Origin of the sequence: Kitasatospora sp. NPDC057738, from assembly GCF_042798815.1 — a bacterium.
Lineage (GTDB): Bacteria > Actinomycetota > Actinomycetes > Streptomycetales > Streptomycetaceae > Kitasatospora > Kitasatospora lactacystinica.
In genome coordinates, this window is sequence record NZ_JBHVJT010000043.1 from 6,427 (window position 1) to 27,077 (window position 20,651).

23 protein-coding genes and 1 pseudogene are annotated in these 20,651 nt (G+C 73.6%); 12 read left to right on the forward strand and 12 right to left on the reverse strand.

Annotated elements, in window-relative coordinates:
* Positions 1-149: 149 nt before the first annotated feature.
* The 3 genes from ACFVGO_RS22915 to ACFVGO_RS22925 form a co-directional block, all read right to left on the reverse strand.
* Entirely contained in the window at positions 150-308 is a 159-nt protein-coding gene (locus ACFVGO_RS22915) for a DUF397 domain-containing protein (protein ID WP_380358557.1), read from the reverse strand.
* An 86-nt stretch (positions 309-394) separates the two neighbouring features.
* Complete coding sequence (locus ACFVGO_RS22920; protein ID WP_380358555.1) at positions 395-616, reverse strand: DUF397 domain-containing protein; 222 nt, start codon at positions 614-616, stop codon at positions 395-397.
* On the reverse strand, positions 613-1,458 hold the full coding sequence (locus ACFVGO_RS22925; protein ID WP_380358552.1) for a helix-turn-helix domain-containing protein: 846 nt from the start codon (positions 1,456-1,458) through the stop codon (positions 613-615). Before ACFVGO_RS22925 ends, ACFVGO_RS22920 begins: the two co-directional genes overlap by 4 nt.
* Positions 1,459-1,762: 304 nt before the next feature.
* On the opposite strand from ACFVGO_RS22925, the gene ACFVGO_RS22930 reads away from it, so the two are divergent.
* A complete protein-coding gene (locus ACFVGO_RS22930) occupies positions 1,763-2,179 on the forward strand; it encodes an ATP-binding protein (protein ID WP_380633710.1) in 417 nt (138 codons plus the stop codon).
* Entirely contained in the window at positions 2,176-2,442 is a 267-nt protein-coding gene (locus ACFVGO_RS22935; RefSeq protein ID WP_380633712.1) for a hypothetical protein, read from the forward strand. Before ACFVGO_RS22930 ends, ACFVGO_RS22935 begins: the two co-directional genes overlap by 4 nt.
* Before the next feature lie 414 nt (positions 2,443-2,856).
* On the opposite strand, the gene ACFVGO_RS22940 is transcribed toward ACFVGO_RS22935, so the two are convergent.
* Entirely contained in the window at positions 2,857-3,840 is a 984-nt protein-coding gene (locus ACFVGO_RS22940) for a helix-turn-helix transcriptional regulator (protein ID WP_359914971.1), read from the reverse strand.
* A 217-nt stretch (positions 3,841-4,057) separates the two neighbouring features.
* On the opposite strand from ACFVGO_RS22940, the gene ACFVGO_RS22945 reads away from it, so the two are divergent.
* The 4 genes from ACFVGO_RS22945 (at position 4,058) to ACFVGO_RS22960 (ending at position 8,120) form a co-directional block, all read left to right on the forward strand.
* On the forward strand, positions 4,058-5,218 hold the full coding sequence (locus ACFVGO_RS22945; RefSeq protein WP_380633714.1) for an alpha/beta hydrolase: 1,161 nt from the start codon (positions 4,058-4,060) through the stop codon (positions 5,216-5,218).
* A gap of 40 nt (positions 5,219-5,258) precedes the next feature.
* The gene (locus ACFVGO_RS22950; RefSeq protein WP_380358543.1) at positions 5,259-6,368 is read left to right on the forward strand and encodes an RICIN domain-containing protein; all 1,110 of its coding nucleotides are present in this window, start codon (positions 5,259-5,261) and stop codon (positions 6,366-6,368) included.
* A gap of 373 nt (positions 6,369-6,741) precedes the next feature.
* On the forward strand, positions 6,742-7,266 hold the full coding sequence (locus tag ACFVGO_RS22955; RefSeq protein ID WP_380633717.1) for an RICIN domain-containing protein: 525 nt from the start codon (positions 6,742-6,744) through the stop codon (positions 7,264-7,266).
* Between the two features lie 287 nt (positions 7,267-7,553).
* Positions 7,554-8,120 carry an RICIN domain-containing protein gene (locus tag ACFVGO_RS22960; RefSeq protein WP_380633719.1) on the forward strand — a complete coding sequence of 189 codons (567 nt, stop codon included), beginning with the start codon at positions 7,554-7,556 and terminating at the stop codon, positions 8,118-8,120.
* A gap of 201 nt (positions 8,121-8,321) precedes the next feature.
* On the opposite strand, the gene ACFVGO_RS22965 is transcribed toward ACFVGO_RS22960, so the two are convergent.
* Positions 8,322-8,717 carry a hypothetical protein gene (locus ACFVGO_RS22965; RefSeq protein WP_380633721.1) on the reverse strand — a complete coding sequence of 132 codons (396 nt, stop codon included), beginning with the start codon at positions 8,715-8,717 and terminating at the stop codon, positions 8,322-8,324.
* Positions 8,718-8,721: 4 nt separating this feature from the next.
* Positions 8,722-9,243, reverse strand: a complete 522-nt coding sequence (locus tag ACFVGO_RS22970; RefSeq protein WP_359914954.1) for a peptidylprolyl isomerase — start codon at positions 9,241-9,243, stop codon at positions 8,722-8,724.
* A 171-nt stretch (positions 9,244-9,414) separates the two neighbouring features.
* Here ACFVGO_RS22970 and ACFVGO_RS22975 point away from each other — a divergent pair, with 171 nt between their 5' ends.
* The gene (locus ACFVGO_RS22975) at positions 9,415-9,627 is read left to right on the forward strand and encodes a hypothetical protein (RefSeq protein ID WP_380633723.1); all 213 of its coding nucleotides are present in this window, start codon (positions 9,415-9,417) and stop codon (positions 9,625-9,627) included.
* 95 nt (positions 9,628-9,722) lie between these two features.
* On the opposite strand, the gene ACFVGO_RS22980 is transcribed toward ACFVGO_RS22975, so the two are convergent.
* Positions 9,723-11,072: an ALF repeat-containing protein gene (locus ACFVGO_RS22980; protein ID WP_380633725.1), complete on the reverse strand. Its 1,350-nt coding sequence runs from the start codon at positions 11,070-11,072 to the stop codon at positions 9,723-9,725.
* Positions 11,073-11,300: 228 nt separating this feature from the next.
* Here ACFVGO_RS22980 and ACFVGO_RS22985 point away from each other — a divergent pair, with 228 nt between their 5' ends.
* Complete coding sequence (locus tag ACFVGO_RS22985; RefSeq protein ID WP_380633727.1) at positions 11,301-12,245, forward strand: NAD-dependent epimerase/dehydratase family protein; 945 nt, start codon at positions 11,301-11,303, stop codon at positions 12,243-12,245.
* A 246-nt stretch (positions 12,246-12,491) separates the two neighbouring features.
* Here the strand turns inward: ACFVGO_RS22985 and ACFVGO_RS22990 are convergent, their stop codons facing one another.
* Positions 12,492-13,337, reverse strand: coding sequence for a class I SAM-dependent methyltransferase (locus ACFVGO_RS22990; RefSeq protein WP_380633729.1), 846 nt, complete (start codon positions 13,335-13,337; stop codon positions 12,492-12,494).
* Between the two features lie 145 nt (positions 13,338-13,482).
* Here ACFVGO_RS22990 and ACFVGO_RS22995 point away from each other — a divergent pair, with 145 nt between their 5' ends.
* On the forward strand, positions 13,483-14,220 hold the full coding sequence (locus tag ACFVGO_RS22995; RefSeq protein ID WP_380357825.1) for an MBL fold metallo-hydrolase: 738 nt from the start codon (positions 13,483-13,485) through the stop codon (positions 14,218-14,220).
* 162 nt (positions 14,221-14,382) lie between these two features.
* Positions 14,383-14,502, forward strand: a pseudogene (locus ACFVGO_RS23000) (IS630 family transposase); the annotation flags it as partial.
* Here ACFVGO_RS23000 and ACFVGO_RS23005 read toward each other — a convergent pair.
* The gene (locus ACFVGO_RS23005) at positions 14,500-14,778 is read right to left on the reverse strand and encodes a hypothetical protein (RefSeq protein ID WP_359906500.1); all 279 of its coding nucleotides are present in this window, start codon (positions 14,776-14,778) and stop codon (positions 14,500-14,502) included. The pseudogene ACFVGO_RS23000 and the gene ACFVGO_RS23005 sit on opposite strands and share 3 nt — an antisense overlap.
* A gap of 76 nt (positions 14,779-14,854) precedes the next feature.
* Between ACFVGO_RS23005 and ACFVGO_RS23010 the strand changes: the two genes are divergently transcribed.
* Together ACFVGO_RS23010 and ACFVGO_RS23015 are read left to right on the forward strand one after the other, a co-directional pair.
* Positions 14,855-15,328 carry a hypothetical protein gene (locus ACFVGO_RS23010; RefSeq protein WP_380633732.1) on the forward strand — a complete coding sequence of 158 codons (474 nt, stop codon included), beginning with the start codon at positions 14,855-14,857 and terminating at the stop codon, positions 15,326-15,328.
* Between the two features lie 94 nt (positions 15,329-15,422).
* Entirely contained in the window at positions 15,423-17,228 is a 1,806-nt protein-coding gene (locus ACFVGO_RS23015; RefSeq protein ID WP_380633734.1) for a beta-galactosidase family protein, read from the forward strand.
* A gap of 67 nt (positions 17,229-17,295) precedes the next feature.
* On the opposite strand, the gene ACFVGO_RS23020 is transcribed toward ACFVGO_RS23015, so the two are convergent.
* From ACFVGO_RS23020 to ACFVGO_RS23030, 3 genes are all read right to left on the reverse strand, one after another.
* Entirely contained in the window at positions 17,296-18,108 is an 813-nt protein-coding gene (locus ACFVGO_RS23020; protein ID WP_380633736.1) for a DUF1963 domain-containing protein, read from the reverse strand.
* A gap of 94 nt (positions 18,109-18,202) precedes the next feature.
* A complete protein-coding gene (locus ACFVGO_RS23025) occupies positions 18,203-19,462 on the reverse strand; it encodes an SLC13 family permease (RefSeq protein WP_359906646.1) in 1,260 nt (419 codons plus the stop codon).
* A gap of 232 nt (positions 19,463-19,694) precedes the next feature.
* A complete protein-coding gene (locus ACFVGO_RS23030) occupies positions 19,695-20,519 on the reverse strand; it encodes a DUF4253 domain-containing protein (RefSeq protein ID WP_380633738.1) in 825 nt (274 codons plus the stop codon).
* Between the last annotated feature and the right edge of the window lie 132 nt (positions 20,520-20,651).

Consider the following 20,651-nt stretch of genomic DNA (forward strand, 5'->3'; position numbering starts at 1 on the left):
CGATGTCGCGGGGAGGGGGCGGGGGAAGGCCCCTTCGGAAGCCCTGGTGGGTGGGGGGGGCCTCCCCGTCGGGCCCGGGGCCCCCCCACGGTACTAGGTCAGTTGGCGGTCGGGAGCTCGCCCGCCCGAATGCCGGCGACGAAGGACCGTCACGCCTCGGGAGTGAAACGGAGAGCCGGGCCGTGAGGATCCTTGCTGTCCCGAACCGGAACCATGCCGGCGATGCCTTCGGCCACTTCGACACAGTCTCCATCGCCATTGCTGTAGCTGCTCTTGCGCCAGACGGTCTCGGGGGTTCGATCTCTCATGTGCCGCACTCCCCTGCGACGTTCCTCGGTCAGGAGATGCCGGGCGGACCCGCAAAGCACGCAGGGCCGCCCGACAAAAAGGCACTTCAGGGGCTGGCCGGGAACTCGCCTGCCCGGATACCGGCGACAAAGGCCTGCCAAGCCGCCGGGGCAAAGCCGAGGGCCGGCCCGTGGGGGTCCTTGCTGTCGCGGACCGGAACGATGCCGGTGATGCCCTCGGCCACTTCGACACAGTTGTCGTTCGGGTTGCTGGCGGTTGCCTTCCTCCACTGCACAGGGAGTGCGGAGGCGACAGAGAAGTGGGTCACTTGAGCATTTCTCTCTTCTGTGTGATGAGGTTGCGCGACTCGTCGAGCGACATGGCGGTTGCCATGATCTCGTCGAACGCCTCTCGGTAGATGTCGACTTGATCCGGATCCTCAACCCAGTCACTGCTGAGCATCCCGCTGAGCAGAACCAGGTCGAGGTCGCGCTGCCGAAACTCCAGGAGTGCAAAGGGCCCTGTCATCCCGGGATGCGGCGGTGCCATGGCCGGCATGATCTGGACCTTGATGTTGGGGAGTTGGCTGAACTGCAACAGCTTGTCCAGCTGGTCGACCATCACACCCGGCGCGGCACTCATGGTGAGGGCCGCCTCGTGGATGACAGCCCACAGTTTCAGCGGATTCTCGGATCGAGTGAGGACTGACTGCCGGTTGATCCGGACCTCGACGCGTTCTTCGACGCTGGAGTTGTTTATCACGCCGCTGGCGATGATGGCGTGAGCGTACTGCCGCGTCTGGAGCAGGCCAGGGATGTAGGCGGACTCGTACGACTTGTTGCCAACGGCCGTCTCTTCAAGGCGAATCAGGTCCGTGTATAGCGGGTTCAGCTGCTCGTAGCCCGCCATCCAGCCGGGACGGTGCTTGTCCCGGAGGATCTCCACGAGGACCTCCTTGAGCTCCTCGTCGCACTCGTAGAAGTCGAGCAGAGCTCGGACGACATCAGGCTTCAGCTGGACGCGCGCGTTCTCGTACCTGCTGAGCTTCACCAGGTTGACGCCCTCAACCTGGGCGACCACCTCTTCGGCCGACAAGCTCTTCAGCTCGCGAAGCCTCCTCAGTTCAGCGGCGATGCGCCGATACCGCACAGCTGGCACTGCGACAGCCATCTACGTAACCCTCCAGAGCGTTCAGACACCAGTGTGCATGCGAGTGGTGACGGTTCGCCACCACCGACTGAAGCGTAGAGGGTGCACCTTGCCATCAGATCTGAAAGTTTTCACTTTTGGTTGACATGCCTTGTGGTGAGGCATCCACATGCTCCATGCTTTGAGTAACGAAGTGGTGGCTATGCGTGACATGCATGGCGGCTGCTACGCCACGCCCTCATGGGTGCCCCCTGCTGGACGCGTACGGGTCGCCGCTTCCGCGGCCCGGTCAACTCCACTCGCGTGTTTGGAAGGTGCTTTCGCCGTGTCCTCCCACTCCTCCACCACCTGGCTGCCGCGCAGCCGCCGCGCCCCCTCCGAGGGGCGTTCCCTTCTCGCCTCGTTCCTCGCCTCCGTCCCGAACGGGAACCAGTTCCTCGACTCGGGGCTTCTGATCGTCTCGGAGCTCGTGACCAACGCCCTCCTGCACGGCACGCCGCCGGGGCACCGCATCTACCTCTCCCTCGACCTCGACTTCGACCCGGACTTCACCCCCGACCCCACCTGCCTGCGCATCGAGGTGCACGACGCCCGGCAGGACCGCGAGCCCGTCCTGCGTGCCCTCACCCTCGACGGCGAGGCCGGGCGCGGCCTGCACCTCGTCAAGTCCCTGGCCAAGGAGACGGGTTGCTCCCCGCGTCAACCGATCGGCAAGATCGTCTGGTGCGAGGTGGCCGCGTGAGGGCCGATCACGACATCCGCGTGGAGGTCCCGGGCCACCGCCCGCCCGCCGTCCACACCCTCAACGCCGATACCCTCGAACAGGTCTGGGCCTCGGTCTGCCACCTGCCGATGTCCCGCTTCCAGCACTACGTCCTGGAACGCCGCCTCACCGGCCCCTGCGCCCGGCGCGACATCGTCCGCGACCTCGCCGACGCCCCCGTCCTCGCCCTCCCCCTCGGCGACCGCGAGATCCGCATCAGCTGGGCGGACACGGCCCGGTAGCCGTCCCGGCCCGGACGCCGCCGCATCGCCGAGTCGCTCCGATCCGATCCGACGGCGGCCGCGACCACTCCCCCGCGCGAGAAGTCGGCCGGCCCGACTTCTCACGCCGAACCACACCAAGGCGCCGCACCCCGAGTCGGCCCCCGGGTCACAACACCCCCCGCCGCACCAACCGCCCCCACATGAGAAGTCGACCGGCCCGACTTCTCACGCGCCGAACCACGCCGAGGCCCCCGAGGCCCGCCGCCCCGATCACCACCACCCCCGTCGCGCCACCCGCCCCCGCACGAAAAGTCGGCTGTTCGAGGGCGGTGAGGCCGGTGAGCAGGTGCACCACCCACCCCCGCACGAGAAGTCGGCCGGTCCGACTTCTCGCGCCGAACCGCGCCGAGCAGCACTTCGCCGCCGCCCCGGTCAGAGCCACCCCCGCCGGGCAGCCTGCACCCCGGCCTGGAACCGGGTGGTGGCGCCCAGGTGCGCCAGCAGGGTGGACACCCGGCGCACCACGGTGCGCCGCCCCAGCCCCAGCCGGCGGGCGATGGCGTCGTCCGTCGCCCCTCCCGCCATCAACGTGAGGATCCGCCGGTCGCGTTCGTCGACCCGCAGGTCGACCTCGGCCATCGACGCGGGCACCGCCAGGCGCCACAGCGTCTCGAACACCGCCGTCAGCGCGTTCAGCAGCCCGGAGGGCCGGATCAGCAGCGACACCACTCCCGGCCCGTCGTCGGCGGGCAGGGTGACGATGGCCAGGTCGTCGTCACCGATGGCGAGTTTGAGCGGCGGCTCGTCCAGGGTGCGGGCCTGCTCACCCGCCTCGATCATCCGCGCCATGTTGGGCCCGACCACCGGATCCTGGAACGCGCAACCCTGGTAGATCACGCGGTAGTTGACGCCCGCCGCCATCCGGCGCCGCTGCAGCACCTCCTGGTCGAGGTAGTGGGCGGGGCTGCCGGAGTACGGCGGCACGTCGATGACCCGTAGCTGGTGGCGGGCCGCGAGTTGGAGGCGGCGGCTGGCGGCCAGCACCTCGGCGGGGTCCTCGACCACCTCCAGGGCGCCGTAGCTGCCGGTGTCGCGCCGCGCGAAGCGGTAGAGCCGTTCCAGTTCGGCGCCGGCCCGGCGGGCGGTGGCCTGGCGCAGCGCGTCGTGCTGCAGCACGGCTTCCACCACCCGGGCGGGTGGCAGCGCCTCCCAGGCGTGGTCGCGGTCGTCGGCGCTGTCGGTGGTGTCGAAGGCCACCGCGACGCCCTCGTCGGCGAGGTCGCGCAGGACGGCGAGGACGGCGTCCTCGTCCAGGCCGCTCTCGCGGGCGAGTTCGGGCACGCGGGCCCGTGGCCGGCCGACCAGGCCGTGGTAGACGCGGCCGCGTTCGGAGTCCGGTTCCAGCACGTCGTGCACGACGCCCCCCCAGTCATCGTGTCCCGCCACCATGTCATGTCCAGGGCAGGCTCGGGGGAGCCTACCCACCCCTGCGGCGCACATGCGCCAGTGGCCCAGGTGCGCCGCCGGGGGCCCTGGCGTCGGGGCGGGGCCACTGGCAAGAGTTGTCGGCGATCAGTCAGATCGCCGAGGATCACCGAAGACCGCCAAAGGTCGCTGAAGGTCGAGGACGCCCATGCCCCCTGCCCGGCTCCGGCGCGCCCGCGCGGCACTCGCCGCCCTGGCCGCCTGCCTGCTCCCGCTCGCCGCGACGCCCGCGGCCTCCGCCGCCTCCGCACCCGCGGCGCCCGCAGCCCCCGCAGCCCCCGCAGCGGCCGCCGTACGCGCCGAGGCCGCCGTACGGGCCGACGCCGACGCGCCGCCGCCGCTGACCGACGGCTTCGGGCTGACCCAGGTCGGCGCCGCCACCGGCACCGCCACCAACTTCGTCGTCACCGTCACCACGGCGAAGGTCGCCGGGCCGCACACCATCCGCATCCTGCTGCCCGCCGACTACGCGCAGCGGCCGGACAAGCGCTACCCGGTGCTGTACTTCCTGCACGGCGCCTCGGACAACCCGAGCGACCCGGCCCTGGCCTACCCCGCGCTGACCGCCGCCCAGTCGATGATCACCGTCATCCCGGACGGCGGCCTGCGCGGCTGGTACACCGACTGGCTCGACCAGAACACCGCCGCCGGCGCCCAGAACTGGGAGACCTTCCACCTCACCCAGGTCCTGCCGTTCGTCGACGCCAACCTGCGCACCCGCACCGACCGCGCCCACCGGGCCGTCGGCGGGCTGTCCATGGGCGGCTTCGGCGCCCTGCACTACGCCCAGGACCGCCCCGACCTGTTCGGCCAGGTCCTCACCATGTCCGGCGCCAACGACCTCTCCACCGACGAGATGATCATCCGCGGCGCCGTGGTCGCCACCCTCACCAACGCCGGCACCGTGCTCTGCGGCCCCAGCGACGGCCACCCCTGCGGCCTGGACTTCGGCCCCACCGTCTCCAGCGACGCCGTCTTCGGCACCCCGTACCCGGTGTTCAACGCCGACTGGCGCTGGAACGCCGCCGACCCCGTCGCGCGCGCGGGCCTGCTGGAGCACACCGGCATCACCGTCTACACCGGCAACGGCAACAACAACCCCGCCGACATGGAGTTCTGGGCCGAGGGCACCGCCAAGCGCCTCAAGCAGCGCCTGGACGCGCTCGGCCTGCCGTACCGCTACGTCGGCTACGGCGACGGCACCGGCTGGGGCGCCGACTGCCACGGCGGCCACACCCCGGGCTGCTGGGCGCAGGACCTCGCGGACTACGTCCCGCGCCTGGAGGCGGCCTTCGCCGCCGCGCCCTGAGCCCTGGCCCCGCACCTCTCCCCCGACGAAAGGAAACCCCTTGCCCACCACGACCCCCGGCCGTACGGCGCCCTGGCTGCGCCTGTTCGCGGCCCTCCTGGTGACCTGTTGCGCCGCCCTGGGCCTGACCGCCGCGCCCGCCCGCGCCGCCGCGGCCACCCCGGAGGCCGCGCCGGCCCCGCTCGCCGCCTGCGCCTCGCCGCAGCAGTGCCTGACCATCAAGTCGCTCAGCAACGGGCGCCAACTCGACGTCCAGAACGGCAACATGGGCGACGGCGCCTACATCGTCACCAACTCCGCCCCCGGCTACCACCAGTCCTGGCGGCTGAACGTCGACCCGTCCGACTCCTCCTTCACCATCGTCAACAACGACACCGGCAAGTGCATCGACCTGGCCTTCTTCACCCCGGCGCTGCGCCAGCAGAGCTGCGCCGGGCAGGCCAGCCAGCGCTGGTACTTCCAGCCCGCGGCGGCCGGCGGCGCGGACTCGTTCATGATCCGCCACGCCGGTGACAACACCTGCCTGGACCTGCTGCTCGGCGGCAACTACGACGACGCCTGGACCGACCAGTACAGCTGCAACGGCACCGTCAACCAGCAGTGGTCCACCGGCTTCGCCCAGGCCGCCCGCAACCTGGCCGTCGACCACGGCGCCAAGCAGTGCCAGAAGGACCCCTCCAGCTGCTCCTGGGCCACGAAGAGCGAGGCCCCGGCCGCGCCGCTGCCGCGCACCTGCGCCTCCGCGGTCTGGTTCAACAACACCAGCAGCGCCGTCCAGCAGTCCTTCGCGGTCACCGACGACAGCGGCTGGTCCAACACCATCGGCGCCGACATGGGCACCCAGATGTCCGCCGGCGCCCCCGGCAACGTCCTGACCGGGACGATCAGCTCCTCGCTGAAGTACAGCAACGAATGGCACGGGTCGCGGAGCGTCAACAACAGCGTGACCGTCACCGTCCCGACCCAGCAGTACGGCTGGGTGACGCTCGCCAAGATCGCCCGCAAGGTCACCGGCACCTGGACCTTCGACGCCCACGGCATCCCGTGGACCGCCGAGGACACCGTCACCGTCCCGCTCAGCTCCGACCCCACCGCCGGCGCCACCCTCTACATCGCCAACACCAGCGCGACGTTCAGCAGCTGCTCCTGACACCGCGCCCGCTCCACGGCCGCCGCCCGCGCACCGCGCCGGGCGGCGGCCCCGCGTTTCCCGCCGGTCGGACCCCGCAGGCCGTCCGGACGTGCGCCGCCGCGCAACCCGCCGTACAGTGCCCCGGCCCACCCCGCCCGCACGGCCGTGACCTGCGCATTCACCCGAAGCTGCGGGCGGACGGACCTCTGGCTAGCCTGGTCGTCGGGTGGGTGCGAAGCATCGCCGTACCCACCGGCCCCCGGAGGCCCAGCAGCCGGTGCGACCCACAGAGACCCACAAGGACCCACAGGGTTTCCGGCGTCATCCGCGGAAGAGCCCGCGCACCTCTCGGACCACCTCACAAGGGACAACCCGCATGAGAGTGACAACCATGTCTCCTGCCAAGCGCATCGCGACCGCGGCCGTCACCGCCGTCCTGCTGGGCGCCACCCCCGGCCTCGCCGCGGCCGCCGCTCCGCCGACCGCGCTCCCCTCCCAGCCGACCGGCGAATGGCACCAGTTCAAGATCTACCCGCTCGACCTCCCGGCCAGGAACCTGGACGTCGACAGCGCCGGCAGGGCCGTCGTGGCCGTCGTCGACCCCGAGAGCGCACGCCAGCAGTGGAACCTGAGCAACATCGGCGGGCTGCCGCTCATCGAGAACAGGGCGACGGGCACGTGCCTGACCGCGCCGGACGACACCCTGGACGCCGTCACCGTCCAGACCTGCGACAAGAACAACCCGAACCAGCGGTGGGACGTGCACTACGTGACGTCCGGCCAGGTGGCGATCTCACCGAAGGCCCACCCCCGCCTCGCCCTCACCGGGGGCACCCAGACCGGCAGCAACAAAGCCCTCCTGCGGACCTACGCGGCGCAGGACAACCAGCAGTGGTCCATGCGCTCCGTGAAGTAGCGGCCCCGTCCCGGGCGGCCCCCGCCCCCGGCAGGCCCTTCGACGCCCGCGGCACGCCCGTGACCTGCGTGTTCCCTCGGAGCTGCGGACGGACCGACCTCTGGCTAGCCTGGTCGGGTGGACACGAAGCACCTCCGTGCCCACCGGGCCCCGGCGGCCGGGCGGCGAGTGGTCCGACCCCTCACCCCACTCCCGGCGCGCCCCACGGCCCCGTGACCCGCAGGGCCTCCGACGCCACCCGCCGAGGAGCCCGCACACCTCTCGGACCACCCCACAAGGGAAACCCCATGAGAGTGATCACCATGTCTCCTGCCAAGCGCATCGCGACCGCGGCCGTCACCGCCGTCCTGCTGGCCGGCACGCCCGGGCTGGCACTGGCGGCCACCGGAACGGCCGGCTCCCAGGCCACGCCGCAGGCGACGCAGCCGTCCAAGCAGACCGACACCTGGAACCAGCTCCGGGTCTGGCCGCGGGGCGACGACTCGGCCAGGAACCTGGAGGCCGGCCGCGGCGGCCGGGTCGTCGTGGCCACCCCCGAGCGCAACAACGACCGCCAGCAGTGGAGCCTGAGCACCGTCGCCGGGAAACAGCTCGTCAAGAACAAGGCGACGGGCACCTGCCTGACCGCGCCGAGCGGCTCCCGCGGCTCCGTCACGCTCCGGCCCTGCGACCAGAACGACATGAACCAGCAGTGGACCGTGCGGAACGTGGGGCAGGGCAAGGTCAGGATCTCCCCCGCCACCCACCCCGACCTCGCCCTCACCGGCGGCACCAGGCTCGGCAGCGCCGTCGCCCTGCGGATGTACGACGGGGCGCGCTCCCAGCAGTGGAGCACGGTCCCGCCGGGATCCTGAGCCCCCGGACGGCCGCCGGCCCGTTCGCCGCGCATGGCCCCGCACAGCCAAGCGGGGAAAGACCCACGCCGCTGGACCCCCACCACCCCCCAACTTCCTTCGCCACCTCCCCCCCTTTTCACGCCCCGTGGCCCTGCCCGACCGGTCGGGCAGGGCCATGCGCGGTGAACTCCCCACCAGTCAGCGATTTCTGACGCGACGTCAGCCCACCGCAGCCGCCTTGCCGGCCAGGCGGACCAGCGCCTCGCGCGCCGCCAGGCGGCCAGCGGTACGGAAGGAGTACTCGCGCGAGTCGACCAGGTGCACCACGGTGTGGTGCACCACCAGCGCCAACGCCAGCGGGGTGCCGGGCAGTTGCTCGGACAGCTCCGCATGCACGCCCTCGGCCAGGGCGGCGTGGAAGCGCTCCAGGTCCCCGGGCTCCGGGTCGCCCCGGACGGTGGCGTCCGGGGCGGACTCGACGCGCAGGCCCTCCTCCCAGGGCTCGAAGTCCACGGTGACGATCGCGACGTCGCCCGGGCAGCTCGTCTGGTGGACGTAACGGGCCCGTACGCCGCGGACCGGGCGGGGCGGGAAGGCCTGCTGCTCGGCGGTCACAGGGTCAGGAGTGCTCGATCTCGACGGAGGTGATCACCACGTCCTCGACCGGGCGGTCGGCCTCGGTGGGGGTGGTGGCGATGGCGTCGACCACGGCCTTGGAGGCGGCGTCGGCGACCTGGCCGAAGATGGTGTGCTTGCGGTTGAGGTGGGCGGGGGTGCCCACCGTGATGAAGAACTGCGAGCCGTTGGTGCCCGGGCCGGCGTTGGCCATCGCCAGCAGGTACGGCTTGGTGAAGAACAGCTCCGGGTGGAACTCGTCCGCGAAGGAGTAGCCCGGGCCGCCGGCGCCGGTGCCGGTCGGGTCGCCGCCCTGGATCATGAAGCCCGCGATCACCCGGTGGAAGAGCGTGCCGTCGTAGTACGGTCCCTGGCCCGGCCCGCCGGTGCGCGGGTCGGTGTACTCCCGGGTGCCCTCGGCGAGTTCGGCGAAGTTGCGGACCGTCTTCGGCGCGTGGAACGGGAACAGCTCCAGGCGGATCGGGCCCGCCGTGGTGTGCAGGGTGGCGAACCGGGCAGTGGCCACTGGGTGACTCCTCGGGTACGGCTGGCGGGTGGGGCCCGTGCGGCCCGGTGCGGTGACCTGGGCCGTTCGGCTACCGCATCCTGGCACAGCCTCCGCTCGCGCGGCCGAACCGGGTGGGACGATCCGGACGTCAGACGTAACAGGACGTCGGGCGAAAGGCGGGTGGTCGTGATGGTCGGTGCGGTTCTGGTGGGAGTGCTGGTCCTGGTCGTCGCGGGGTGCGGCTGCGTGGTGTGGGCCGACCGCGGCGGGCCGCGCTGGACCCGGGTGGTCGCGGCCCTCACCCTCGGCGCCGGGAAGGCGGTGCGCAGCTACCAGCGCCGGCGGCCCCGCCGGGTGGGGAACGGCGGCGCGGACGGCGGGGACGGCGGGGACGGCTGCTGAGCCGCCGGCCGGGGCGGGCGGCGCGGCGGGCCGCTCGGGACGTGGCGCGTCCCCGGCCGCCGGGGGTGTGCGGCGGCCGGGGACGCGAGGGGGTGTCAGCTCTCGGTGGAGCGGCGGCGGGCGGCCACGACCAGCGCCGCGCCCGCGGCGAGGGCCGCGGCGGCGCCGCCGGCCTCCCAGCCGAGCCCGTCGGTGCCGGTGGCGGCGAGCGCGCCGGTGCCGGTCGTGGCGCCGGTGCCCGTACGGGTACCGGTCGTGGTGCCCGTGCCCGTACCGGCGCCGGTGGTGGTGGTCTGGGTGAGGCCGGCGGGCTGGACGGTCTGCGGCTGCTGCCCGGACCCGTCGGTACCCGTGCCGTTGCCCGTACCCGTACCCGTGCCGTTGCCCGTGCCGGGCTTGGCCGCCGCGGCCTCGTCCTCGGCCCTGGCCTTGGCCCAGCCCTCCTTGAGGAAGGCCAGGATGTCCGCGTAGCTGCCCTCGGAGGCGGCCAGGGCGGCCTTCTTCACCACGGGGCCGCCGGTCTCGATGATCTGGGAGACCTTCACCCGGTTGTCGCTCTCGCGCAGGACGGGCAGCTCGACGGTCAGGAAGCGCCGCACGGCCTCGGCGTTGCCGTCCATGGCCTTCTGGGCGGCCGCGGCGGTGGCCGGGCCGGTCTCCTTGTCGGCGATGATGCGCAGCACCTCGACCCGGTCGTCCTCGAACTGGGCCTTGGCGAAGCCCTCGTTGAGGAAGGCCTCGACGGCCTCGTCGGTGCCGGCGTCCAGCGCCTTGCCGGCGGCCTCGCGCACGGCCCTGCCGCCCTGGCTCATGAGCTGGCTGAGCTTGACCCGGTTGTCGTCGGCGCGCAGCCTGCCCAGCTTGGTGGTCAGGAAGTCGCGCAGCTCGGCGGCGCCGCCCTTGAGGGCCTTCTCGGCGCCTTCGCGCACGCCGCGGCCGGTCTTGGGGTCGGCGAGGAGGGCCTCGACCTTGGCGCGGTCCTCGTCCTCGGCGCGGGCGACGTACTGGCCGGTCTTCAGGAAGTCGAGGATGTCCTGGTAGGTGCCGCGGAGGGCGGCCCTGGCGGCCTTCTGCACGGCCGGGCCGCCAACGGCGTAGATCTGGGAGACCTTGACCTGGTCGTCGATCTGTCGCTGCTCGGCGAGCTCGACCTCCAGGAAGTGCCGCAGCTCGGCGGCGCCGCCCTTGAGGGCCTTCTCGGCCGCCTCGCGCACGCCGAAGCCGCTCGCCGGGTCGGCGAGGATGCGCTGGACCTCGGCGCGGTCGCGCTGCTCCTGTCCGCTGCCGGCCCCGGGGGTGCCGTCCTCGGGGGCGGTGTCCTTGGCGGAGTCCGAGCCGGTGTCGGGACCGGAGAGGCCGATCGGCTTCGGGGCGTCGGAGGCGGAGGCCGTGGACGGGAAGAGGACAGCGGGGGCCAGGACCGCGGCGGCGACGACTGCGGACACCCGGGGCAGCTTCATCGAGAGCAAACCTGCTTCGTGTGAAGGGATCATGAACGACCCACAGCATAGATCCACTTTTACGATCGGCATACCGGATAAGTGCCGACCCTCGACCCGCCCCGACCTGCCCTGACCTGCCCCGATCTGTCCGACCTCCCCTTCCGGCCACCGGGCCGCACCGGCCCGCACCGCGCCCCCTGCCGGTCGGAGGCCGCCGCTAGGCTCTGGCGGATGAGCTTCCACCTGGTCGTCGGACACGGGCCCGCCGGGGCCGCCACCGCCCGCCTGCTGGCCGAACAGGGCCACGAGGTCCGGGTCGCCACCCGCACCGGGCGCCCCGCCGGGCCGGCCGTCCCCGGCGTCGAACACCTCGCCCTGGACGCGAGCGACCCCGCACAGCTGGCACCGGCCGCCCGCGGTGCCGCCGCCGTCCACGGCTGCGCCGCGCCGCCGCTGCCGCAGTGGGCGCGGCTGTGGCCGGCACTGACCGCCTCGCTGTGCGCGGCGGCCGAGGAGAGCGGCGCGGTGCTGGTCATGCTCGGCAACCTGTACGGGTACGGGCCGGTGGCCGGCCCGATGACCGAGGACCTGCCGCTCGCCGCGACCGGCCCCAAGGGGCGGGTACGGGCGGCGGCCTGGGAGCAGGCGCGGGCGCTGCACGAGGCCGGGCGGATCCGGGCGGTGGAGGTGCGGGCCTCGGACTTCTTCGGCCCCGGGGTCACCGACGGCGGCCACCTGGCGGCGCGGGTGATGCCCGGTCTGCTGAAGGGCCGCCCGATCGCCACCCTCGGCGACCCGGACACCGCGCACAGCTGGACCTACCTGCCGGACGTGGCCCGGGCGATGGCCGAGATCGCCGGCGAGGAACGGGCCTGGGGCCGGGCCTGGCACGTGCCCACCGCCCCTCCCCTGCCGGTGCGCGCGATGGTCGACCGACTGGCCGCCGAGGCCGGTAGCGGGCCGGTCGCGGTGCGCCGCCTGCCCGCGGCCGCACTGGCCGTGGCGGGGCTGTTCTCCCCGCTGCTGCGCGAACTGCGGGAGGTGCGCTACCAGTTCGACCGGCCGTTCGTGGTGGACAGCTCCGCGTACGAGGCCGCGTTCGCGGTGCGGGCCACGCCGCTGGAGGAGCAACTGCGGGCGACGGTCGCCTGGTGGCGCGAGCGCGCGCAGCCGTAGCACCGCACGGGCAACCGGCCTGCGCGGGAGTCACCGCGCTCGGCGGCTCCCCGGATCAGCGGCCCGCCGGGCCTCGGGAACGGCTCGAACGGGGCGTACGGGGCGAACGGGGAGGCGAACTCGCCGTCCGCGGCGGCCCGTTCGTCGCGCCTGCGGCGAACACCTCCGGGTCGTCGCCGAACCCGCCCCGGCCCGCTCGGCCCGCTCGGGGCACCCGGGGCACCCGGGGCACCCGGGGCACCCCGGTCACCGGGCCGTCCGACGGGGGTCCGGGGGTGACACCGCCCGCAGCGAGTAGAGGACCGGGAGGTAGGAGTCGCCGAACGGGAACCGGTAGATGCCGTCGGGTCCCTGGGGCAGGATGCGGCGTGCGTCGAACGCGGCCTCGGTGTGTTCGGCGAGCCGGTCCACGATCAGTCCCGCTCCGGCGGCCGCCGTCACGATCTCGCCCACCGAATGCGGGTACTGCACCACTTCCTGCGCGGCCATCGGCAGGTCCGGGTCGGCGTACGTACCCGTCACGGCCTCGCACCGGGGCTCCCCGCCGCCGTAGGGCCAGTCGGCCACGAACGGCTCGTAGCTCGCCAGGGTCTGGAACGCCGGATGCAGGTCGACCAGCACCAGCCTGCCACCGGGCCGCAGTGCCATCGCCGCACCGCGCATCCACGCGTCGAGGTCACCGATCCAGCACAGCACCCCGTAGGTGGCGATCACGAGGTCGAACCCGTCCGCCAGGCGGGACGGCAGGTTCTGCGTGTCCGCCTCGATGAAATCGGCCACCAGAGCTGCGCGCCCGGCCAGTTCACGTGCCCGGGCGATCGCCGCCGGCGAGAAGTCGACCCCGGTCACCCGGGCTCCCAGACGGGCCCAGCTCAGGGTGTCCATGCCGAAGTGGCACTGCAGATGCAGCACGTCCCGACCGGCCACCTCACCGGCCAGCTCCCGTTCGATCCCGTGGAGCGTCTGCCGCCCGGCCAGGAACGAATCCACGTCGTAGAACGCGTCGTCGGGGGTCGTCCCGTGCGCCACGGCCCGGGCGTCCCAGAGGGCGCGGTTCGCGGCGAGCCCGTCGTCGGGCGACTTTCCGTTCATGTCCGCAGTCTGACAGGGCCCTTCCGCGGATCACCGCTCGGGCGGCGCGGCGGCGCAGCGGCGGGGCGCGCCCGGGCCGGGACCGGGACCGGGACCGGGACCGTTCGAGTTCGGCCGGTGGAACCACCCGTGAGAGCATCGGCCGGTGCGCAGACTGACGGTACTGGGGACGTGCGGCGCCTGGCCCGAGGCCGGGCGGAGCGCCAGCGGGTTCCTGCTGGAGTACGACGGGTTCCGGCTGGTGCTGGACCTCGGCTACGCGACGTTCCCGCGGTTGTTGGAGCACTGTGCCGCCGGGCACGTCGACGCCGTGGTGATCACTCATGAGCACCCCGACCATTGCGCCGACCTCAGTCCCCTGTGCCGCGCACGCTACTTCGCGCAGGAGCGGGGCGCCCGCCTGCCCCTGTACTGCACCCCCGGGGTGATCGGCCGGGTGCAGGCGATGGAACCGACCGAGGACCTGCTCGACGTCTTCGACGTGCACGCGCTTCCTTCGAGCCACCGGGTGGGACCGTTCCGGCTCGATGCCGCGCTGCTGCCGCATCACGTCCCGCACGCAGGGGTGCGGTTGACCGCGCCGGGTCTGACCCTTGCCTACAGCGGCGACGCGGGAGCGGACCCCGCCCTGGCCCGGCTGGCCGCGGGAGCGGATCTGTTCATCGCCGGAGCCACCCTGCAGGGCCCGTCCGCCGACGGCGGCGACCCCCACCTGATGAGCGCCGCGGAGGCCGGGACGTGGGCGACCCGTTCCGGGGCCGAGCGCCTGCTCCTCACCCACTTCTGGCCCGGCAGCGACCGCACGCGTTCGACCGCCGAGGCCCGGAGCCGGTTCTCGGGCGAGGTGATCGCGGCCGAGGAGGGCATGGTGCTCCCGTTGTAGCCAGTGCTCTGACCGAGAACGTTCACCGGGTTGGCGGCGGTGGGACCGGAACCGGTTGGATGAGACGGACATCCAACGGGTTGGGGGCGTGGTGGCGGAGCCGGTCAAGGTCAGGAGGCTGACCGACCAGGCGGGCCAGCAGTTGCAACGGATCGTGCGCCGGGGCAGCTGCGGCAGTTCACGCTCGCCGACTCGAACCATCCGAACCGCACGGTCCGGACCCGCGCTCTGCACGCCTACCTGCGCTGGCGCAACGCGAACGCCCGCCACCCCGAAGACCTAGACCGGCACGCGGACGAAACCCTCGGTCCAGTGGTCCTCATCGATGTCGTACTCTCCGATCTGGAAGCAGTCCGGCTCGTCGGCGAAGCCCGGTAGAAGACGCGCGCGGCGCATCCGCTCCTCGGCCACGGCCTCGGAGGAGTAGATGCCGAGCAGCTTGACGTCGTCGCCGTCCTGCTCGTCGATGAACACGTCCCCGTCGTCGAGGTGAATCGTCTCGTCGTTGGGCCCGGCTTCGTTCCGGTGGCTGATGTGCCAGAGGGGATAGACCTTCACGGGCGCAGGCTATCCCGGGCCCAACCGGCGCCCCCGCCGGGCGGCGTTGTCGCAGGTGGGGCCTAAGGTGCGGGGCATGAACGTTCCCGAGGTCATACCGATCCGCCACGAGCCCGACTACCGCACGGACACCATCGGGCGGTGCGAGGGCGGCCAGTTCTACGCGACCGTCGTCGCGGCGTTCCCCGAGGGCTGGAGCGGCGACGACTGGCAGGCCGTGAAGCGCTGGCACGCCGTGCTGCACCGGTTCGACGAGGCCGGCCGCCACCTGGGCTCGCGCATCGAGTCCACCGGCACGACGGCGGACGGCGAGCGGCAGGCGGTCGACGCGGCCGCGCTGCTGCTGGAGCAGTGGCTGGACGCCCTGCCGGGGCGGCACTACCAGGACATCGCCATCGCCCCCTTCGAGGTCCGCTTCGAGGGGGCCCTGTTCGGCCTGGTCGTGGAGGTGGACGAGGACGAGGAGGACGAGGAGGACCGCGTGCACCTGGAGCTCTACCCGGACGGCCTGGGCTTCTTCGCCCCGTGGGACGGCTGCTACGACACCTGAGCGGCGGCGGCCCGCGCGGCCCGTTCCTCGCTAGGCTCGGCGGTGCCGGGGGCCGCGAGGTCCCGGGGTCTCCTGCGGGAAGGCGGGTGCGCGCATGCTCGGGTACGACGCGGACGGGTTCGTGCGGGACGGGGTGCCGCACCGGGTGGTGGCCGGGGCGGTGCACTACTTCCGGGTGCACCCCGAGCTGTGGGAGGACCGGCTGCGGCGGGTGCGGGCGCTGGGCGTGAACACCGTGGACACCTACGTGCCGTGGAACTTCCACGAACTGCCCGACGGCACGGTGGACTTCACCGGCTGGCGGGACGTGGCGCGCTTCGTGCGCCTGGCCGCCGGCCTGGGGCTGGACGTGATCCTGCGCCCGGGCCCGTACATCTGTGCGGAGTGGGAGTTCGGCGGGCTGCCGGCCCGGCTGCTGGCGGTGGACGGGCTGCGGCTGCGCTGCGCGGACCCGGCGTACCTGGCCGAGGTGGACGGCTGGTTCGACGCGCTGGTGCCCGAGCTGCTGCCGCTGCTGGCGAGCCGGGGCGGGCCGGTGGTGGCGATGCAGGTGGAGAACGAGTACGGCAGCTACGGCGACGACGCCGCCTACCTCGCCCACCTGCGCGACGGCCTGGTGCGGCGCGGGGTGGACTGCCTGCTGTTCACCACCGACGGCGCCCACGACACCATGCAGCAGGGCGGCACGGTCCCGGGCCTCCTCGCCACCGCCACCTTCGGTTCGCGCGCCCCCGAGCGCCTCGCGGTGCTCCGCCGCCACCAGGGCGAGGGCCCGCTGACCGCCATGGAGTTCTGGATCGGCTGGTTCGACCAGTGGGGCCTGCCGCACCACGTCCGCGACCCGAAGGAGACCGCCGCCTCGCTGGACGAACTGCTGGCCACCGGCGCCTCCGTCAGCCTCTACATGGCGCACGGCGGCACCAGCTTCGGCCTGTGGTCCGGCGCCAACCACTCCGGCGCCCACCCGCTGGACGCCGGCTACGAGCCGACCGTCACCAGCTACGACTACGACGCGCCGATCGGCGAGGCCGGCGAGCTGACCGAGAAGTTCCACGCCCTGCGCGAGGTCATCGGCCGCCACCTGCCCCTGCCGGACGGCGAACTGCCCGACCCCCCGCCCCGGGTGGCGCCGCAGCGCCTGGAGCGGGCCGACGGGCGGGCGTCCCTGGCGCAGGCCCTGGACGCGCTGTCGCGGCCGCGTCGGCATGCGGCGCCGCTGCCGATGGAGCGGCTCGGACAGGACCGCGGCCTGATCCACTACCGCACCCGCGTACCGGGCCCCCGCCCCGAACTGCCGCTGCGCATCGACGGGTTGGCCGACCGGGCGCAGGTGTTCGCGGACGGGCGCCCGCTCGGGGTGCTGGAGCGCAACTCCCCCGGCGAGACCCTGCCGCTGGCCACCGGGCCCGACGGGGTGGTGCTGGACATCCTGGTCGAGGCGCTGGGGCGGGTGAACTACGGCCCGCAGATGGACGACCGCAAGGGCATCACCCGCGGCGTCTCGCACGGCCACCAGCGGCTCTTCGACTGGCAGATCCGGCCGCTGCCGCTGACCGATCTGTCCGCACTGCGCTTCACGGAGAACGTCGAGGCGGGCGACGGCGAGGCCCGCGACGGCGAGCCGGCCTTCCACCGCTTCACCGCCGAACTCCCCTCCCCCGCCGACGCGTTCCTCGCCCTGCCCGACTGGGGCCGCGGGCTGCTGTGGCTCAACGGCTTCCTGCTCGGCCGCCACTGCGCCGCCGGCCCCCAGCGCACTCTCTACGCCCCCGCCCCGCTGTGGCGGCCCGGCGCCAACGAACTGGTCGTCCTGGAACTCGAACGCCACGGCACGGCACTGGAGTTGCGCGCCCGACCGGACCTCGGCCCGGTCACGGCCGCGCCCAGCTCCGAGTACTGACCGGCCGGGTAAGCCCCCCGCGCACAGGAATCCCCCGGCCTCTCTCCGGCACCACCGGCCGCGGGGGTCAGGCGTCGAAGCGATGGGCGAACGGGCGCCCGGGGAACGCGCGACACTCGAACAGGTACACACCGCCCAGGTCTCCGAGACTCAGGTCCGTTCCCTCCCACCGGACGTCGCGGTCCTCGACCGGAGTCCACGCCTGCCTGCAGTCGTGCTCCTCGGTGCTCTCCACGGTCAGCAGATGGTCCATCGTCGTCCGGCAGGCCGGGCACACCGGCCACTGCGGGTACTGGCTCCAGCCGGGGAACCCACCCAGCTTGACGCCCGGCGCGGTGGACAGGTGGAACTGGTAGTCCCAGCCCGTCCCTCTCTCCACCTGCTCGAAGCGGTCCTCCAGGGCGTCCCAGATCTCGTACGGCAGGTCCCAACTCGGGTACTCCGTCACCCGCTCCGGATGGACGACGCACGGCCGCGGCACCTGCCCGTACGCGGCGTCCGCCGGCACCGGCGGCGCGGGCCGCACCTCCCCGACCTCCCGCACGGACCGCCAGCAGACCTGCGGCACGACCCACTGGCCGTCGTGGCGCAGCGGGCACCAGAGCACCTGGAGCAGGTCCCGTTCCTCCGGGAAGGGCACGAGGTCCAGCACGTCCCGGCGGTGGATCTGGACGACCGCGACCATCGGCGACCCGGGGTGCTCCGGGCACTCCGGCCACGGCTCCGACGCCGGCCAGAGCAGCGGGCCGCCCACCGAGCTGTCGCGGCACGTCGGCTCGCCCCGACGTGGATGCAGCCTCACGGCCTCCCGGCGGAACGGGGCCACCTCGGGAAACAGCTCTTCGACGTTCAGGGGGCGCGGCGGGGTTCTACGGGTCACGCGTGGACGGTACCGGGGAGCACGGCCCGGGCGCACCGGAGATTCGCCCCGGCGGCCGGCGCGGGAAGTCGGGCCTGCCGGATTCCCGCGCCGTTCAGGGCCCGATCAGGCGCAGCGAGGCCCACAGGGCCAGGACGGCGGCGGTGAGGGTGGCGGGGACGGCGAGCAGGCCCAGGCGGGTGAACTCGCGCAGTTCCACCGGTACTCCGCGGTCGCGGACGATGCCGCGCCACAGCAGGGTGGCCAGCGAGCCGGCGTAGCTGAGGTTGGGGCCGATGTTCACCCCGAGCAGGACCGCGAGGACGGCGCCGGGCCCGGCCGGGGCGGCCAGCGGCACCAGGGCGAGGGTGGCGGGCAGGTTGTTGATGACGTTGGCGAGGCCGGCGGCCAGGGCGGCGGTGGCGAGCAGGGCGGGCAGGGCGGTGCCGTCGGGGACGAGGTGGGCCAGGCCGGCGGCCAGGCCGTTGTCGACGACCGCGCGCACCACGATGCCCAGGGCGAGGACGAACGCCAGGAACGGCAGGGCGGCCGAGCGCACCACCGTCGCGGGGGTGGCGTGGCCGCGGGCCAGGGCGCGCGCGGCCAGGACGGTGGCGCCGGCGGCCGCCGCCCAGGCCGGGTCGATGTCGAGTGCGGAGGCGAGGACGAACCCGGCGAGCGTGCAGCCGACGGTGGCCAGGGCGAACAGCGGCATGGCGGGGGCCGGTCCGGTCTCGGGCGCCGCGGTGGGGGCGGCGTCCAGGTCGGCGGCGAAGAAGCGGCGCAGCACCAGGTACTCGACGCCGACCGCCGCCAGCCACGGCAGTGTCATCAGGGCGGCGAAGCGGCCGAAGCTCAGGCCGCTGGCGGTGAAGGCGAGCAGGTTGGTCAGGTTGGAGACCGGCAGCAGCAGCGAGGCCGTGTTCGACAGGTGGGCGCAGGCGTACAGGTGCGGCCCGGGCCGGGTGCCCAGGCGGGCGGTGGTGGCGAGGACGACGGGGGTGAGGAGTACGACGGTGGCGTCCAGGCTGAGCACCGCGGTGACCAGCGAGGCGACGGTGAACACCTGGACCAGCAGTCGGCGCGGGCGGCCGGCGGCGCTGCGTGCCATCCAGGCCCCGCAGGCGCGGAACAGCCCCTCGTCGTCGCAGAGTTTGGCCAGGACCAGGACGGCGGCCAGGAAGCCGATCACCGGTCCGAGGCGGGCGGCCTCGGCCGTGGCGTGCTCCAGCGGGACGGCGCCGGTCGCCACCAGCAGGGCGGCGGCCGGCACCGCGGCGGCGGCCTCCGGCCAGCCCCAGGGGCGGGCGACGGCGCAGACCAGGACGAGTATCAGCAGGCCTGCGGACAGGGCTTCGGCGCAGGCGGTGTTCAGGGGGTGCTCCTCGGGGGCCGGGACGGGTGTCCGTGCGGTGGGCGGTGCTCGGGCCCGGTTCGCGGCCCGGCGCAGCATGCCACACGGGTGGCCTGCGGGCGCCGGGCGGGTCGGCGCGCCCGGGTCGGCCCGCCCGGGTCCGTCGTGCCCAAGCGACCCCTGCGCCCGTCCCCCGGCCCCCGGCCCCCGGCCCCCGGCCCCCGGCCCCCGGATCAGGTCAGGTCAGGTCAGGTCAGTCCCACCAGAAGGACCACTGGTGGGCGCCGACCAGTCCCTCGGCGTACGCGGTGAGGCTGCCGGAGCCCTGGAAGACCAGGTCGGGGCAGAAGGCGGTGTGCTCGGCGGCCAGCGGGAGCGCCTCGGCGAGCGTGGCGGGCGGCACGGGGACGCTCAGCTCCAGGGTGTCGAAGCCGACTTCGACGACCTGGGCGCCGAAGCGGCGTTCCCAGTCGGCGAGCACGGTGGCGATCCTGGCGATGTCGTCGTGGTTCGTGGGGCCGCTCCAGCCGCACACCGCGAGGGCCTGGGCGCCGCTGTCGGCCCGCACCAGGCCGAGGCGGGCGTCCTTGACGGACCGCAGCACCTCGGCCAGTTCCCGGGCCTCGGTGCCGGCGGCGCCGTCGGGGACGGTGGTGGCGGGGGCGGGGCCGGGCCAGGTGCGGCCGTAGGGGGCGAGGGCTTCGTCCAGGATCCCGGCGTCCTCGCTCACCTCCCCGTCCTCGTCCCCGTCGACCTGCTTCCACCAGGTGGCCAGCAGGGCGGCCGGGTCGTAGAGGTCGGGTACGGCGGCGTCGACCGGGTACAGCTCGCCGGACAGCCAGGGCCGGTAGTCGGGGCCGGCGGGGTCCAGCGGGGTGAGCAGCAGCGGCCACAGCCCGGTCTGCGGGTGGGCGCGGTGCAGTTGGCGCCAGAGCCCGGCGGGGGCGGGGGCGTCGCTGATCCACAGCAGCGGCTGGGGCCCGTCGTCCGCGGTGACCGTACGGCCGGGCGGCAGGTCGACGGACAGATCGACGGGCAGGGCGGCGAGGGCGGCGACGAGGTCCAGGTGCTCGGTCATGCGGCTCACCGTAGGGGCGGGCACCGACAACGGGCGGGGCGGGGGGGAGGGGGCTCTCCCGGCTTCCCCGGTGCCCCCCCCTCGTCTGGCCCCCTCCCCCCACCCCCAGTGGCCGGGGAGACCCCCCCCCCC